General features: G+C 69.9%; 14 protein-coding genes. 5 read left to right on the top strand and 9 right to left on the bottom strand.

Annotated features, from left to right (window positions below):
* Positions 1-2: 2 nt before the first annotated feature.
* The 8 genes from LQ566_RS16140 to LQ566_RS16105 form a co-directional block, all read right to left on the bottom strand.
* The gene (locus LQ566_RS16140) at positions 3-839 is read right to left on the bottom strand and encodes a suppressor of fused domain protein (RefSeq protein WP_231092804.1); all 837 of its coding nucleotides are present in this window, start codon (positions 837-839) and stop codon (positions 3-5) included.
* On the bottom strand, positions 836-1,651 hold the full coding sequence (locus LQ566_RS16135; protein WP_231092803.1) for an acyl-CoA thioesterase: 816 nt from the start codon (positions 1,649-1,651) through the stop codon (positions 836-838). The genes LQ566_RS16140 and LQ566_RS16135 overlap by 4 nt, the downstream gene beginning before the upstream one ends.
* Positions 1,652-1,660: 9 nt before the next feature.
* Positions 1,661-2,404, bottom strand: a complete 744-nt coding sequence (locus LQ566_RS16130) for an SDR family oxidoreductase (protein ID WP_231092802.1) — start codon at positions 2,402-2,404, stop codon at positions 1,661-1,663.
* Position 2,405: 1 nt separating this feature from the next.
* Positions 2,406-3,584 carry a trans-sulfuration enzyme family protein gene (locus LQ566_RS16125; RefSeq protein ID WP_231092801.1) on the bottom strand — a complete coding sequence of 393 codons (1,179 nt, stop codon included), beginning with the start codon at positions 3,582-3,584 and terminating at the stop codon, positions 2,406-2,408.
* A gap of 31 nt (positions 3,585-3,615) precedes the next feature.
* Positions 3,616-4,914, bottom strand: coding sequence for an MFS transporter (locus tag LQ566_RS16120; RefSeq protein WP_231092800.1), 1,299 nt, complete (start codon positions 4,912-4,914; stop codon positions 3,616-3,618).
* A complete protein-coding gene (locus LQ566_RS16115) occupies positions 4,911-5,375 on the bottom strand; it encodes a winged helix-turn-helix transcriptional regulator (protein WP_231092799.1) in 465 nt (154 codons plus the stop codon). Before LQ566_RS16115 ends, LQ566_RS16120 begins: the two co-directional genes overlap by 4 nt.
* A gap of 45 nt (positions 5,376-5,420) precedes the next feature.
* Positions 5,421-6,152, bottom strand: a complete 732-nt coding sequence (locus LQ566_RS16110) for a roadblock/LC7 domain-containing protein (RefSeq protein ID WP_231092798.1) — start codon at positions 6,150-6,152, stop codon at positions 5,421-5,423.
* A gap of 185 nt (positions 6,153-6,337) precedes the next feature.
* Entirely contained in the window at positions 6,338-8,086 is a 1,749-nt protein-coding gene (locus LQ566_RS16105; protein WP_231092797.1) for an L-aspartate oxidase, read from the bottom strand.
* A 71-nt stretch (positions 8,087-8,157) separates the two neighbouring features.
* Here LQ566_RS16105 and LQ566_RS16100 point away from each other — a divergent pair, with 71 nt between their 5' ends.
* From LQ566_RS16100 to LQ566_RS16080, 5 genes are all read left to right on the top strand, one after another.
* Positions 8,158-9,078 carry a LysR family transcriptional regulator gene (locus tag LQ566_RS16100; RefSeq protein WP_231092796.1) on the top strand — a complete coding sequence of 307 codons (921 nt, stop codon included), beginning with the start codon at positions 8,158-8,160 and terminating at the stop codon, positions 9,076-9,078.
* Positions 9,079-9,163: 85 nt separating this feature from the next.
* The gene (locus LQ566_RS16095) at positions 9,164-10,114 is read left to right on the top strand and encodes a DUF4349 domain-containing protein (protein WP_231092795.1); all 951 of its coding nucleotides are present in this window, start codon (positions 9,164-9,166) and stop codon (positions 10,112-10,114) included.
* A gap of 75 nt (positions 10,115-10,189) precedes the next feature.
* Positions 10,190-11,917, top strand: coding sequence for an acyl-CoA dehydrogenase family protein (locus tag LQ566_RS16090; protein ID WP_231092794.1), 1,728 nt, complete (start codon positions 10,190-10,192; stop codon positions 11,915-11,917).
* A gap of 103 nt (positions 11,918-12,020) precedes the next feature.
* Entirely contained in the window at positions 12,021-12,722 is a 702-nt protein-coding gene (locus tag LQ566_RS16085) for an SGNH/GDSL hydrolase family protein (protein WP_231092793.1), read from the top strand.
* 107 nt (positions 12,723-12,829) lie between these two features.
* Positions 12,830-13,477: a hypothetical protein gene (locus LQ566_RS16080; RefSeq protein ID WP_231092792.1), complete on the top strand. Its 648-nt coding sequence runs from the start codon at positions 12,830-12,832 to the stop codon at positions 13,475-13,477.
* Between the two features lie 56 nt (positions 13,478-13,533).
* On the opposite strand, the gene LQ566_RS16075 is transcribed toward LQ566_RS16080, so the two are convergent.
* A complete protein-coding gene (locus LQ566_RS16075; protein WP_231092791.1) occupies positions 13,534-14,061 on the bottom strand; it encodes an Lrp/AsnC family transcriptional regulator in 528 nt (175 codons plus the stop codon).
* Positions 14,062-14,167: the final 106 nt, after the last annotated feature.

The raw sequence follows: 14,167 nt of genomic DNA, 5'->3' as shown, positions 1-14,167 counted from the left end.
ACTCAGTCGTCGTAGGCGAAGTCACCGGACTCATCGGTGAATCTCGCCGTCTGGCCGGTCTCCGCGATTCGCAGGAAGTGCTCGACCCACGGGAAGCGGGAGACGTAGGTCGACAGCGACCAGATCTCGAAGTTGGCGGCGTCGGCCATGTACTCCGGCGACTCGAGACCGGTCACCGAGCGGAACTCCCGCGGCGCGGCCGTCAGCCAGCGGGGCGGATGCTGCTCGTGCAGCCGCGACACGATCACCGGCGCGTCCGAGCGGTACCCCGGCGCGTCCTCGGGGGAGACCACGCCGGTGCGCGTCACATCCAGCAGCTCGTCGATGGAGCCCGCGCGCGTGGCCAGCCCGTCCCACCCGGCATGCGCGGCGAACCGGGCCTCGTCGTCCGTGAGCAGTCGCAGCGTGCGCACATGACCGACGGTGCGTCGCCGGACACGGACGTCGTCGAATCGGCTTCCCCACCGGGAACCCGTCGCCAGGATGGCCGAGATGCGCGTTCCGTTGAGGAACGGAACATCGTTGCGCCAGGGCACTTCCAGCGGCGGCACGCGACGGTTCTGCGCGATGTCGTCACAGACGATCGTGAAGGCGACGAACGCGGCACCCACCTGGTCCGGCAGCACCTCGATCGCCAGCTCCACACGTTCGCCCGAGTCGGTCTGCAGGCGCGACGCCCCCGAGGTCATCAGGGTGATCGGGCCGTTCTTCGGTCTCTTCTCCACCACCTGGATCGCGCCGCCGATGCGCTCCTCGAAAGGCACCGGAGGCGTTCCGAGCGCATCGAAGACGTGACGAGGGAAAGCGTCGTCGCCGGGTCGCAGCGGCAGATCCGTCATGAGCCGGTCCGGGGCTCGGAGAAGTACACCAGCTGATACGTCGTGGCCAGCAGTGCACCGGCCTCGCTCCAGATCTCGCCGCGCTGCTCGAACAGCCCGCGCCCGTACCGCGATGCTCCGGCCCGCAGCAGGAGGTGGGCGCCCGCGGCGGCGAGTTCACCGGCGGGCGCATGCAGGTAGGTGGTCAGCGTGATGGTGCTGGCGCGTACGGCGGGCCCGCGGCGGCGGAACACACGGGGGTAGAACGCGTCGCTCGCGGCGATGAGTGCGGGCGCATCCCAGGCTCGCTCCTCAGCGTGGCGGAGCCAGAACATCGTGTCCGCGTCGTCGGCCAGCGGAGCCGGCGGCATCGGGATCTCGCCCGCGATGAAGCGCATCCGATAGTTCTCCAGCCACTTCAGCGGGAACGGGATGCGGGTTTCGGCATAGGTGTCGGGCGCACCCACCTCCGGCATCACGGCCTCGGTATCGCCCCACGTGTCCCGGTCCACGCCCGTGACGGCCGTGGCGGTGAGGACCACGTCCGCACCCTGACGAGCGGTGATCGCCCAGTGCTGGCTGGTGCGATTGGTGCGCACCGGTTCGGCGACGATGCTCCACTCCCCCGCCGCGATGGGCGCTGCGAAATTCACCGTGACCGCGACGATCTCCCCGAGCAGGTCCGGATGCGAGAGCACGGCCGAAGCCACCGTGGCCGCGGTGATCCCGCCGAACGGGCCGACCATGTTCTCCCACTGCGGATGCGTTCGTGCCGCCACGGTTTCGTCGTTCGTGCGGGTGACGGCGATCGCTTCATCGAGAACATGCACCATGTCCCGACCCTATTGCCGAGAGCTCGCGCTGAGCCAGTCATCGAACGACGGTCCCAGCAGATCGGCATCGGGGCCGGGCAGGATGCGACCGTCGCGGAACGCCGCACCCCACGCACCGGGCAGCGGCACCTCGACGATCCGCCGGCGCTCGCCGTGATGCGCCGCCCACCGTCGCGACAGGTCGGCCATCCGCTCCTCGCGGGGACCGGCGATCTCCCGGGCGACGCCCTGCGGCCCCGTCTCCAGCAGCTCCACGACCCGGCGGGCGACGACGGACGCGGCGAGCGGCTGCGAGCGCATCTTCGGAACCAGGGACACGCCACCGATCCGGGCGGCGTCCAGCACCTGCCCCGCGAACTCGTGGAACTGCGTCGCCCGCAGAATCGTCCACGGTACCGGGCCGCCCCGCACAACGCGCTCCTGTGCCGCCTTGCCCGCGTAGTAGCCGAATGGCGCCTCGGGGACGCCCACGACCGACAGCGCGAGGTGGTGTTTCACGCCCGCGGCGGCACCGGCGTCCACCAGCGTCCGCGAAACGGTCCGGAAGAAGCGGATTGCCGCATCAGCAGCCGTGGCAGACACCGAGGAAACGTCGACCACGGCACCGACGCCGCTCAGATCGAGCCCCGTTCCTGTGGTGAGATCCACGCCGTCGGCACGCGAGAGCGAGATCACGTCGTGGCCACGATCGCGCGCCTCGGACACGATGAGCCGCCCCACCACGCCGGTGCCGCCGGCCACCGCCACGCGCATGTCAGTCGCCCGCGACCGCGTCCAGCGCGCCCTCGAGGTCGGCGATGAGGTCGCGGACGTCTTCGAGGCCGATCGACAGGCGCAGCACGTTGGCGGCCGGACGCGCCTCGGGCGGGACCGGACGGTGGGTGAGGGCGGCGGGGTGCTGGATCAGCGAGTCGACCCCGCCCAGTGACACGGCGTGCGTGAACAGCTTCACGTGCTCGGTGGCGCGGGCGGCGGCAGCGTAGCCGCCGACGAGCTCCACCGCGATCATGGCTCCGGGGCCGCGCTGCTGACGGGCGAGGATGCCCTGCGGGTCGCCGTCGAGCCCGGGATAGTGCACACGGGCAACGGCCGGGTGGTCCCCGAGCCGCCGCGCGATGATCTCGGCCGAAGCCTGCTGTGCCCGCACGCGCAGGGGCAGCGTGGGAAGGCCGCGGTGCAGCAGGTAGGCGGCGAGCGGATGGAGCAGGGCTCCGGTCACCGCTCGGACCTGGCGCAGCTTCACGGCAGTCGCCTCGTCGGTCGCGATGATGCCCCCGACTACGTCGCCGTGGCCGCCGAGGTACTTCGTGGCGCTGTGCAGCGAGAGGGCCGCTCCCAGATCCAGCGGGTTCTGCAGCACAGGGGTGGCGAAGGTGTTGTCGACGAGGACCGGCACGCCGCCGGCCGCCTCGACCACCGCGGCGATGTCCACCAGCTCCAGGGTGGGGTTCGCCGGCGATTCGATCACAACGAGAGCGGTGTCCTCACGCACCGACGCAGCCACCTCCGCCGCGGTGCAGAACGTGACCTCGGTGGCCAGAAGGGAGGTTCCGAGGAGGTGATCGGTGCCGCCGTAGATCGGACGCACGGCGACCACATGCCGCCCGCCGGCGGCCGTGAGGGCGAGGATGGCCGCCGTCATCGCCGCCATCCCCGATCCGAAGGCCACCGCGGCCTCGGCATGCTCCAGCTTCGCCAGCGCCTCCTCGAAGCGGGCGACGGTCGGGTTCCACAACCGCTGATACACCATCCCGCCCGCGGGGTCGGGGTGACCTCCGGTGGCCATGGACTCATAGGAGTCGCCGCCGTGCTCGATGTCCGGCAGCGGGTTGGTGCTGGACAGATCGATGGGCAGGGCGTGCACGCCGAGGGCCGCGAGATCGTCGCGTCCGGCATGCACCGCCATGGTGTCGAGGTGGAGTTCGTCGGTCATACCCCGATCCTGCCCGATCGCCGCCGCCACGTCAGGAGGCGGGCTCGGACACCGCCTCGCGTCGGCGTGCGATGGTGCCGCTCACCAGTGCCGCGACGAGGCACAGCACGGCGGCGGTGATCCAGGCGACCGTGTACTGGCCCGTCTGGTCGCGGACGATGCCGGCGAGGGTCGCAGCGAACGCGGCCCCCACCTGGTGCGCCGCGAAGACCCACCCGAACACCAGCGGCCCGCGTGCCCCGAACAGCTCACGGCAGAGGGCGATCGTCGGCGGCACCGTGGCCACCCAGTCCAGTCCGTAGATCACGATGAAGACCACGAGGCTGGGCTGCACGGTGGCCGAGAGCAGCGTCGGCAGCAGGAACAGGCTGACGCCGCGCAGCGCGTAGTACGCCGCCAGGAGGATGCGTGGATTGACCCGGTCGGTGAGCCACCCCGACAGCACGGTCCCGGCGATGTCGAAGATGCCCACCACCGCGAGCAGTCCTGCCGCGGTGGTCTGCGGCATCCCATGATCATGGGCGCTCGGGATGAAGTGGGTGCCCACCAGCCCGTTGGTGGTGGCGCCGCAGATCGCGAAACCGACCGCGAGCGCCCAGAACGCACGGGAACGGCTCGCCTCACGCAATGCACCCAGCGCCAGACGGACCGCGCTCTCCCGCGGCGCCATGGTCACCTCCGCAGCCGGCGCCACCGCCGTCTCCACATCCGCTGCCGCCGCGCCGTAGGCCAGCACACCGATATCCGACGGGCGATCCCGCAGCAGCAGCACCACCACCGGGACCACGACGAGGGCACCACCCGCGATGATGAGCGAGGCAATCCGCCAGCCCAGTTCCTCGGCGGTCGTGGCGATCACCGGAAGGAAGATCAGCTGACCGGTGGCGCTCCCGGCGGTGAGAACGCCGGAGACCAGACCGCGACGCTTCACGAACCAGGTGTCGGTGACGGTCGCCGCGAACACGAGGGCCATGGATCCGGTACCGAGCCCGATGAGCAGCCCCCAGGTGAGCAGCAGCTGCCAGGGAGCGTCGATGAACACGGTGAGTGCTGCACCGGCCGCGATCACCAGCAGCGCAGCCGTGGTGACACGGCGGATTCCGAAGCGCTGCATCAGGCCGGCGGCGAACGGCGCGGTGACGCCGTAGAGCACGAGGTTCACCGTCACCGCCAGGCTGATCTGCGTCATGGACCAGCCGAACTCCTCGTGCAGCGGCACCATCAGCACGCCGGGTGCGGCGCGGAAGCCCGCCGCACCGATCAGCGCCACCAGGGCGGCGCCTGCGACGAACCACGCCGGATGGATGCGGCCGGTGCCACGGCGGCTCACCGCGGGCCTCCCCCGACGACGGGGAACGGCTCACCCATGCTCGGACGCATCCACGTGGTGGATTCGGCATCGAGGGGGGCGGCACAGGTGGGGCACCAGTCCGCCGACACCGCCTCTGTGCCACATCGCGTACAGCTGATCCGCAGTCCGCCGTCGCTCGGCGGCTCGACCGCGCGCGTGAAGCCCGCATACGCGTGCAGGATCGGCAGGGTCCGCTCACCTGCGTTCGTCAGCGCGTATCCGCCGCTCTCTGCATGCCGGATGAGGCCCGCATCGGTCATGGTCCGCAGCCGGCGGGCCAGCACGCTGTCTGCCGCACCCGTCGCATCACGGAGCTCGTCGAATCGGCTGCGCCCGCTGAAGAGCTCACGGAGGATGACCAGCACCCAGGGGTCGGCGAGCACGTCGGCCGCGCGTGCGATGACGCACCCGGCCTCGGACCAGTCGGAACGCAAAGGCATGGGGATACTTTCTTGAAGAAAGTAGCCCCATGTCAAGTGCGATGATCAGATCTGGATCTGGCCCGCCGCCTGCGCCAGCTTGTGCCGAGCCAGAGCCAGGTTGGCGCGGGCGCGGTCGAGCACGAGGTAGACGAACAGCCCCTCGTTGCCCGCGCTGTGGAGCACGTTGATGAGGTGGTACTGCTGATCCAGCGTGATGAGGATGTCCTCGGTCGCGGCTGTCAGGCCGATATCGCGCATCGTCTGCACGTTGGTGCGGACCATGTTGGACGTTCCGGCTGCGGCGATGGCCAGATCGAAGCCCGGCTGTCCGCCCTCCGCGAGCGTCATCCCCGATCCGGAATCGACGATCGCCGCGCCGATAGCCCCGTCGATCGCCAGGAGGTCCTGTACTGACTGCTCCAGATGTGCCATTCTTGCTCTCTCTTCTTCGGTGCCGATACGGCCGGGCGACCACCCTCGCCCACGGTTGTCCGGCGGCGCCGGATCGGAATCGGCCGGGACGGGATCGATCATCTGGCCGGGCACAACGGTGCCGAGCGGTGCATCGGTGGCCGGCGCCGGACCGATGCCGGATGCGGGAGCGACGGGTGCCGCCGCTGGCGGTGCGGGTTCGATGAGTGTGGGCAGTTCCAGCGCAAGCGCCGCAGGCGGTGCGGGCGGTGCGAAGAGGGCCTCGATCGCACTGAGCGAGTCCTCGTCGGATGCCCGTTCCGCGACCGTACCGCTGCCCGGCTGCTCGTCGTCGTCGCGCCGACGTCGATTGAATAGCGCCATCAGGCCCCCGTCCCCCACACGCACCCATCATCGATTGCGAATCGCGACGAGTTCCCCAGATGCACGAACGAGTCGTCCCGAACTCGATCGTGCCGAAACTCTAGCTCCCGGACGGCGACGGCGTTCTCGCCCTGTGGATAGAAAGCGGAGGGCTCACCCTTCGTCTGGATGAGCCCTCCGCGACATCACTCGACGAGCTTGCCCGCGACGTCGGATGAGGTCTGCACCTGCGCAAGGTCACGGAAGGAGTCCGGCGCCTCCGGCAGTTCCTCGAACACCACGCCGCCGCCGGGGGTCCAGACCATGTTCCCGCGCAGCGCGGGATCCGTCTCGGGGAAGTCGGCGCGGTTGTGGCACCCGCGCGTCTCACGCCGTTCGAGAGCGCACTCGAGGGTGGCGCGTGCAGCCAGGAGGGAACCGAGCAGATCGTAGGCGTGCGCGAGGTCGTCGTATCCCGCGATGTCGGGGTGGGCGGAGACGTGGGTGGCGCGCTCTTCTACCTCCGCCAGGCGACGCAGCCCCTCGCGAAGGCCCTCTTCGGTGCGCACCACGCCGGCGTGCTCGGTCATGATGTCGCGGATCGCGCGCTGCAGCACCCGTGCGCTCTCCCCGCCTGCAGGGTCGAGGAGTCGCGCCATCTCCGCGCGCGCCTCCGCCACGGCCGCCGGTGAACGGTGGATCCGGGTGCGCGAGCGGGCGTACTCTGCCGCCGCTTCCCCCGTGATGCGTCCGTAGACCATGAGCTCGATGAGGGAGTTCCCGCCCAGCCGGTTCGCACCGTGCAATCCGCTGGATGCCTCACCGATGGCATAGAGCCCCTCCACACCGGTGCCGTGATCCGCCGCGTCCACCCATACGCCGCCCATCGAGTAGTGCGCGGTGGGCGCCACCTCCATCGGCTGCTGCGTGATGTCCAGCATCTGCAGATCGATCATGGTGCGGTACAACCGGGGCAGCTTCGCCATGATCGTCTCGCGCGGCAGGTGGGAGACGTCCAGCCAGACGCCGCCGTTCGCCGTTCCGCGGCCCTCCGCGATCTCCGTGTAGTTGGCCAGCGCCACCCGGTCACGGGTCGAGAGCTCCATGCGCTCCGGGTCGTAGCGCGCCATGAACCGCTCGCCCTGAGCGTTGGTGAGGATCCCACCCTCACCCCGCGCCGCCTCCGACACCAGGGTGCCGGCCATCTCCACCGGCTCGAGGATCCCGGACGGGTGGAACTGCACCAGCTCCGCATCGCGGATTCGAGCGCCCGCGAGGGCGGCCAGCCGGAACGAGTCCCCGGTGTTCTCGTCGCGCCGCGAGGAGGTATAGCGCCAGATCCGGTTGTGACCGCCGGCGGCGATGATGACGGCGTCGGCGTGGATGATCACGGGGGTTCCGTCGACCACGTCGAAGCCGTAGGCACCGAAGACCTGCCCGTCGGCGACGAGGAGCCGGGTCACGTACACGCTGTCGTTGATCGGGACGTCGAGTTCGGCAGCTCGGCGCAGCAGGGTCCGCTGGATCTCCAGACCGGTGTAATCCCCCGCATACGCGGTCCGCCGGTACGTGTGGGCGCCGAAGAAGCGCTGGCTGATGCGGCCGTCCTCCTCCCGGGCGAACGGCATGCCCCAGCGCTCCAGGTCTTCGATGCCGCGCGCCGCGTTGCGCGTGACGACCTCCACGATGCCGGGATCGGCGAGGAAGTACGACTCCCGCAGGGTGTCGGCGGCGTGCTGCTGCCAGCTGTCCTCGGGATCCATCGTCGCCAGTGCCGCATTGATGCCGCCCGCCGCGAGTGTGGTGTGGGCATCGTGCTTGCGGCGCTTTCCCACCGCGAGCACGTCGATGCCCCGCTCGGCCAGCTCGATGGCGGCGCGAAGGCCCGCGCCACCGGTTCCGATGACGAGGACGGAGGTGGTCAGTTGCCGCTCGGTGCGGAGGGTTGTGCTCATGTCTTCGACGCTAGGAGCGCGCGACGGATTACTCCAATGCATAGTTGGTCTCGATCCCATACGCTCAGGACATGCAACTCGCCCATCTCCGATCCTTCGAAGCGGTCGCCCGCAGCGGCAACTTCACCCATGCGGCGGACGAGCTCTTCCTCTCGCAGCCATCGCTGTCCCGCCAGATCGCGGCTCTGGAGGTCGAGCTCGGGGTGACGCTGTTCATCCGCGGCCGCACCGGGGCAGTGCTCACCACCGAGGGCGAGGCGCTGCTGCCGATCGCCCGGCGCATGCTCGCCGATGCGGAGGCGGCGCGGCAGGAGATGGACGAGTTCGCGCAGTTGCGTCGTGGCCGGGTGCGGCTCGGGGCGCCGCCCACGCTGTGCGTGTCGATCGTGGCGGATGCACTCGCCTCGTTCCGGCGTGCACATCCGGGGGTGGACGTGGTCATCCGCGAAGCGGGCTCGCGCGAGCTCGTCGAGGAGCTCGCCGGTGGCGCCCTGGACCTGGCGCTCACCGTCACACGGCCGAGCGTGCCAGACGATCCGGCAGTCGCCTCGGAACCGTTGTTCACGGAGGAACTGGTGCTGGCATCGGCTGCCGACGGGGAGCCCACCGGAAAAACGCCGATGACGCTGGCCACCCTGGCCACGCTGCCGCTCGTGATGTTCCACCGCGGCTACGACCTGCGCGTGGCCACCGATGCCGCCTTCGCCTCCGCGGGATTGGTGCCGACCATCGCCGTGGAGGGTGCCGAGATGGACGCTGTGCTGCGGTTCGTGGAGCGCGGGGTGGGCGTGGCCGTCGTCCCGCAGACGGTGCTGTCCGGCCGCCCGGCCCTCCGTGGAGACCGGCTCGGCGCCGACCTCCGCCGCACCGTCAACCTGTCGCGGCGCGTGGGGGTGCCGCTGGCCGCCGCACCCGCAGCCATGGAGCGTTTCCTGCGCGCCGCGGCGCCTCCGGATTCAGTTCTCACCGGCCGTTATCCGACCGTCACCTGAGCGTGGCCGAGCCGTGATCGGACGGAGACGCGATCGTGACCGGGAGCCGTAGCCGTCAGGCGAGGCAGAGACCTAACGTGTCGGCATGACGATCACGCAACGACGCCGATCGCTCGCCGCAGCACTCCTCACGGCCGCGATCCTGCTCACCGGATGCTCTGCCTCGAACGCGGGATCGGCGGGTTCCGCAGCCCAGCCCGCCGCCGTCCAGCCCGCCGATGCGCAGCCGGCGGCTGCCGATGCACCCGCCGAGGCTGCGGAGATCATCACGGGCACCATCTGGCTCACCGCGTCCGACCCGATGGCCGCGGCGCGCTCGGCGACGGAGGCCGTCGTCGCGGCGGGCGGGCGCATCGAGGATCGCGACGAGTACGCGTCGGCCGATCTCACGGAGGCACGCGCCACCCTCACGGCCCGCATCCCCGTGGCCAAGATCGAGGACGTGCGCGAACAGCTGACGAGCATCGGAACCGTCAGCCGAACCCAGGTGACGTCCGAGGACGTCAGCACCGCGCAGCGCGACCTCGAAGCACGGGCGAGCTCACTGCGCACATCTGTCGAGCGCTACGAGAGCTGGCTCGCCGCCGCGCAGACGCCCAGCGACCTGGCCGAGCTCGAGGAGTCGCTGAGCGAGCGCCAGACCAGGCTGGAGACCATCGAATCCGAGTTGCGGGCGATGGCCGACAAGGTCGCCATGAGCACGATCACCCTCGTCATCGGCGGCGACGGACACCATGACCCGACCCAGCCGCAGACGGTCGGCGACGCCCTGGCGGTCGGGTGGAACGGGTTCGCCGGATTCTGGCTGGCCACTCTGCTGAACGTGAGCGTCGCACTCCCCTGGCTGGTGCTGATCGCCCTCGCCGGGGCCGTGGTGTTGGTCATCATGCGGCGACGGCGAGACCGTGCCCGCGCGGCCGAGGCGGCAGCGGCGCCCACGCACACGACCCCTGATCTGGTCGCCGCAACGACTCACACCCCGCCGCCGACCACGTCACAGCAGCAGGGCGTGCGGCCCGCCGATCCCGGGGTGTGAGTCGAACCGTTGTTCTGAGACCGCGTGTCACGTACACTGAACCTCAGTCTCATCCATCGCCCTGAGGAGCATGCCGTGGCCGACGCATCCGAGTACCGCGCACCTATCGAGGACTATGCATTCCTGCTGAACGAGCTGTTCGGCGAGGACATCGTGTACCGTGCCACCGATGGAGCGCTTTCCGCCGACGACGGCGTCGAGGTGCTCACCGGTGCCGGCGAGTTCGCGAGCGCGGTCCTCGCACCGCTGGAAACGGTCGGTGATCGTGAGGGCGCTCGTTTCGAGAACGGTAAGGTGCACCTTCCCGCGGGCTTCGCCGACGCGTACCGGCAGTTCGTGGAGGCGGGCTGGATCAGCGCGGAGGCCCCCGAATCCGCGGGGGGCGACGGTCTTCCGGGCGCGATCCGCGCCGGCCTGGGCGAGATCTGGAACGCCTCCAACGCGGCGTTCGCGCTGTGCTGGCTGCTCACCGCGGGACAGATCCATGCCCTCGACGCCCACGCATCGGATGAACTGCGCGAGATGTACCTCACCCGGCTCGTTTCGGGCGAGTGGACCGGCACGATGAACCTCACCGAGCCCGAGGCCGGCACGGATCTCGGCGCCATCCGCACTCTGGCAACCCCCCGCGATGACGGCAGCTGGGGCATCTCCGGTCAGAAGATCTTCATCACCTGGGGCGATCACGACGTGGCCGAGAACATCGTGCACCTGGTGCTCGCGCGCACGCCCGGAGCGCCCGCCGGGGCCAAGGGCCTGTCGCTGTTCGTCGCCCCGAAGTTCCTTCCGAACCCCGACGGCTCCCTCGGCGCCCGCAATGCGATCACCACCGTGTCCATCGAGCACAAGCTCGGCATCCACGGCTCCCCCACCTGCGTGCTGTCCTACGAGGACGCGACCGGCTACCTCGTCGGTGAGGTGGGCGGGGGCCTCGCGGGCATGTTCATCATGATGAACTCCGCACGCGCCGGCATGGGCTTCCAGGCGACCGGTATCGCCGATCGTGCACAGCAGCTCTCCCGCTCCTACGCCGCGATGCGCGTCCAGGGTCCGGTGCTGGATCGCCCGGCCGGAGCCACCATCGCCGAGCATCCCGACGTGCGTCGTCTGCTGCTGTCTACCTCAAGCGAGATCTTCGCGATGCGCGCTCTCGGCGTGTACTCGGCCGACCTCCTCGACCGCAGCGAGAACGACGCGTCGCTCCGCGCGATGGCGGAGTTCTTCGTTCCGATCCTCAAGGGCTGGACCACCGAGGAGGCGCTGCGTCTCACCAGCGACGCCATCCAGGTGTTCGGCGGCATGGGCTACATAGAGGAGACCGGTGCCGCCCAGCACTACCGCGACGCACGCATCACCCCGATCTACGAGGGCACCACGGCCATCCAGTCGAACGACCTCGTCGGCCGCAAGACCATCCGCGACGGCGGAGCCACCGCCGCGGCGCTCCTCGCGTCAATCGAGACCACCATCGCCGATCTCGGCGCGCTGGCTCACCCCGTGGCCACCCGCTCCGCACGCCGGCTGGAACGTGCCGTGGAGGCAGCCCGCCAGGCGACGACGGATCTCCTCGGCTTCGCCGCCTCACCACGTGACGCCGCGGCGGTCAGCGTCCCGTACCTGATGCTCCTGGGCACTCTCGCCGGCGGCTGGATGCACGCCCTGGCCGTCATCGCGGTGCTGCGCCACGAGTCGCCCGCGGCCGACGACGCCGGGCGCCTGACCGCCGCCGACTTCTACGGCGCGCACCACCTCCCCCGCGTCGCCGCCTACGCCGAAGCGGTCGCCGCGGGCGAGATCGCCTGAGTCGCAGGGGCATCATGCGTGAACCCGGTGCCGGAGGGTCGTCTCCGGCACCGGGTTCGCGCGCTGCAGCCCCTGACCGGCCGATCCCGGGAGACTGGTACCCATGTGGAACTCTGAGGCCCGCCGCCTGCGTTCGCTGCTGTCCGCCGCAGACCCGATCACGTGGGTGCACACCGGCGACTCCATCACCCATGGCCTGGTGCACACCCAGGGCGCACGCAACTATGTCGACCACCTCCATGAGCTGGTGCGCGGGGATCTCGGCCGCTCCCGCGACGCGATGATCAACACGGCGATCAGCGGCTGGCGCACGGCGCAACTGCTCGCCGACTTCGATCAGCGCGTCGCCCGGTGGCGTCCCCACATCGTGACGCTGATGATCGGCACCAACGACTGCTCGGCCTCCGGAAAGGTGCCGCTGATCTCGGCGGAGGAGTACGCTGCGTCACTCGATGACTTCATCGCGCGCGTCCGACGACTGGGCGCGATCCCCGTGCTGCTCACGCCGCCTCCGGTGGACGAGCTCCATGCCCCCGAGCGGGCCCGCGTACCCGAGTTCGCCGAGGCGATGCGCGCCACCGCGAAAGCCCACCGAGTGATCCTGGTCGACGTCTTCGCGCGGTTCCAGGATCGCGGACGGGGGCGGATCGACGGCATCCCGTGGCAGCTCCTCGCCGATCCGTTCCACCCCAACGCCACCGGCCACGCACTGATCGCGCTCGAGGTCGCCACGGTCCTCGGGCTCGCCCGCAAGGATTCCGGCACCCTCACGCGGCTGCGCGGCATCGTCGGGGACCCGCGCTGATCGGGCCGGCGGCGAAGCCCGCACCCACGCTCGGTCGCCTGACCTGCCTATACTGACTGCTGGTCCGCGAGTCATCGGGACTCGCGGACAGGGATTCAGGGGGAATCATGAAGCGGACATCACTGTTGCTCGCCGGACTGCTCACGGCGGGTGCCATCGCTCTCAGCGGATGCAGCGCACCCGCGTCCGACTCCGGCGACACCTCGCCCAGCACCCCGGCCGCTGAGCCGACCGCGGAGGGCACGCCCATCACCGAGGAGCCGAGCGCTTCGCCCACAACGGATGCACCCGCATCCTCGGGTGAGATCGAGAAGATCACCGTCACCTCGCCGACTGTCACCGACCCGGCACGTGAGGACACCGCGACCGCCACGGCCATCGCCTTCGGCTTCACGGGTTCGGGAGACTGGGCCACCGCGCCCGGCGGTGCCACCTACGTCGGTGTGGAGTACACGGTCTCGCGCGGCGAGAAGTACTACGGCGGCGTGAGCTGCACCTCGCTCCAGCTCGCCACCTCGGACATGAACGTCCCGACCTCGGACATCACCTCCTCGGTGAAGGACGACATGGTCGCGCAGGGCCTGACGCCCCTCGACGACGTCGAGAGCGGTGCGACGGGGACCGGGTGGTGCATGTACTACGTGCAGAACCCGACGAAGGACAACATGACCGTCAGTTACACGCGACTCGCGGCGAAGGACGGCGACAAGGAGATCGCGGCGCTCGACGAGAAGATGCCTCTCACGGCGGGCTGAGCTCGCCACCCGGATGCCGGCGCGGAGTGATCCGCGCCGGCATTCGTCGTCTCCGCTCAGCGTGCCCGCGAGCGGACGAAGCGGGTCTTCCCGGCCGCCTGGCCGTCCAGCACCTCGGCGGGGGCACGCCCCTTCCCCACCGGCAGGGCCGCGAGCGCGCGCTCCTCGTCCATGAGGAACACGGTCTCTGTCGACTTGATCGAGGGCCACTGCGCCAGCTGCACGGATACCAGCAGGTGGATGTCGGTGACGTCGGTGGCGCGCACGAGCAGCATCGCATCGTGTTCGCCCGTGATCACCGCGAAATGCTCGAGTTCCTGGATCTCACCCAGCGATGCTCGAAACTCCGCCCAGCGGCTCTGTTCGATCGTGACGAACACCAGCGCCGACACCCCCAGTCCGACCGCGCGCGGGTCCACCTCCGCGGTGAACCGCGTGATCACGCCCGCCTCCACCAGCCGCTCGAATCGCTGATACGCGTTCGATCGCGAGATGCCCAGCTCGGCCGCCAGGGCGTTGACCGACATCCGCCCGTCCACACGCAACAGGTCGATCATGGCGCGATGCGTCTCATCGAGCTTCATTCTGTCCTCCCGGAGAACGTCGAAGTGGGCAAAATCTGGACGAATTGTCGGATTAGGCGGGCGATGCAGAAACGTTACGGCGATTCTATGGACTGAGTTGGTACGA

The organism is Microbacterium nymphoidis (assembly GCF_021044885.1).
Lineage (GTDB): Bacteria > Actinomycetota > Actinomycetes > Actinomycetales > Microbacteriaceae > Microbacterium > Microbacterium nymphoidis.
The sequence above is the reverse complement of the archived record's forward strand: the minus strand, read 5'-3'. Positions and strand labels throughout refer to the sequence as shown.

Bases quoted from the DNA above. Each gene is read 5' to 3' on its own strand.
- LQ566_RS16130 (WP_231092802.1), bottom strand. From the start codon at position 2,404: ATGCGCGTGGCGGTGGCCGGCGGCACCGGCGTGGTGGGGCGGCTCATC.
- LQ566_RS16110 (WP_231092798.1), bottom strand. From the start codon at position 6,152: ATGGCGCTATTCAATCGACGTCGGCGCGACGACGACGAGCAGCCGGGC.
- LQ566_RS16115 (WP_231092799.1), bottom strand. From the start codon at position 5,375: ATGCCTTTGCGTTCCGACTGGTCCGAGGCCGGGTGCGTCATCGCACGC.
- LQ566_RS16075 (WP_231092791.1), bottom strand. From the start codon at position 14,061: ATGAAGCTCGATGAGACGCATCGCGCCATGATCGACCTGTTGCGTGTG.
- LQ566_RS16105 (WP_231092797.1), bottom strand. From the start codon at position 8,086: ATGAGCACAACCCTCCGCACCGAGCGGCAACTGACCACCTCCGTCCTC.
- LQ566_RS16125 (WP_231092801.1), bottom strand. From the start codon at position 3,584: ATGACCGACGAACTCCACCTCGACACCATGGCGGTGCATGCCGGACGC.
- LQ566_RS16095 (WP_231092795.1), top strand. From the start codon at position 9,164: ATGACGATCACGCAACGACGCCGATCGCTCGCCGCAGCACTCCTCACG.
- LQ566_RS16135 (WP_231092803.1), bottom strand. From the start codon at position 1,651: ATGGTGCATGTTCTCGATGAAGCGATCGCCGTCACCCGCACGAACGAC.
- LQ566_RS16140 (WP_231092804.1), bottom strand. From the start codon at position 839: ATGACGGATCTGCCGCTGCGACCCGGCGACGACGCTTTCCCTCGTCAC.
- LQ566_RS16080 (WP_231092792.1), top strand. From the start codon at position 12,830: ATGAAGCGGACATCACTGTTGCTCGCCGGACTGCTCACGGCGGGTGCC.
- LQ566_RS16085 (WP_231092793.1), top strand. From the start codon at position 12,021: ATGTGGAACTCTGAGGCCCGCCGCCTGCGTTCGCTGCTGTCCGCCGCA.
- LQ566_RS16100 (WP_231092796.1), top strand. From the start codon at position 8,158: ATGCAACTCGCCCATCTCCGATCCTTCGAAGCGGTCGCCCGCAGCGGC.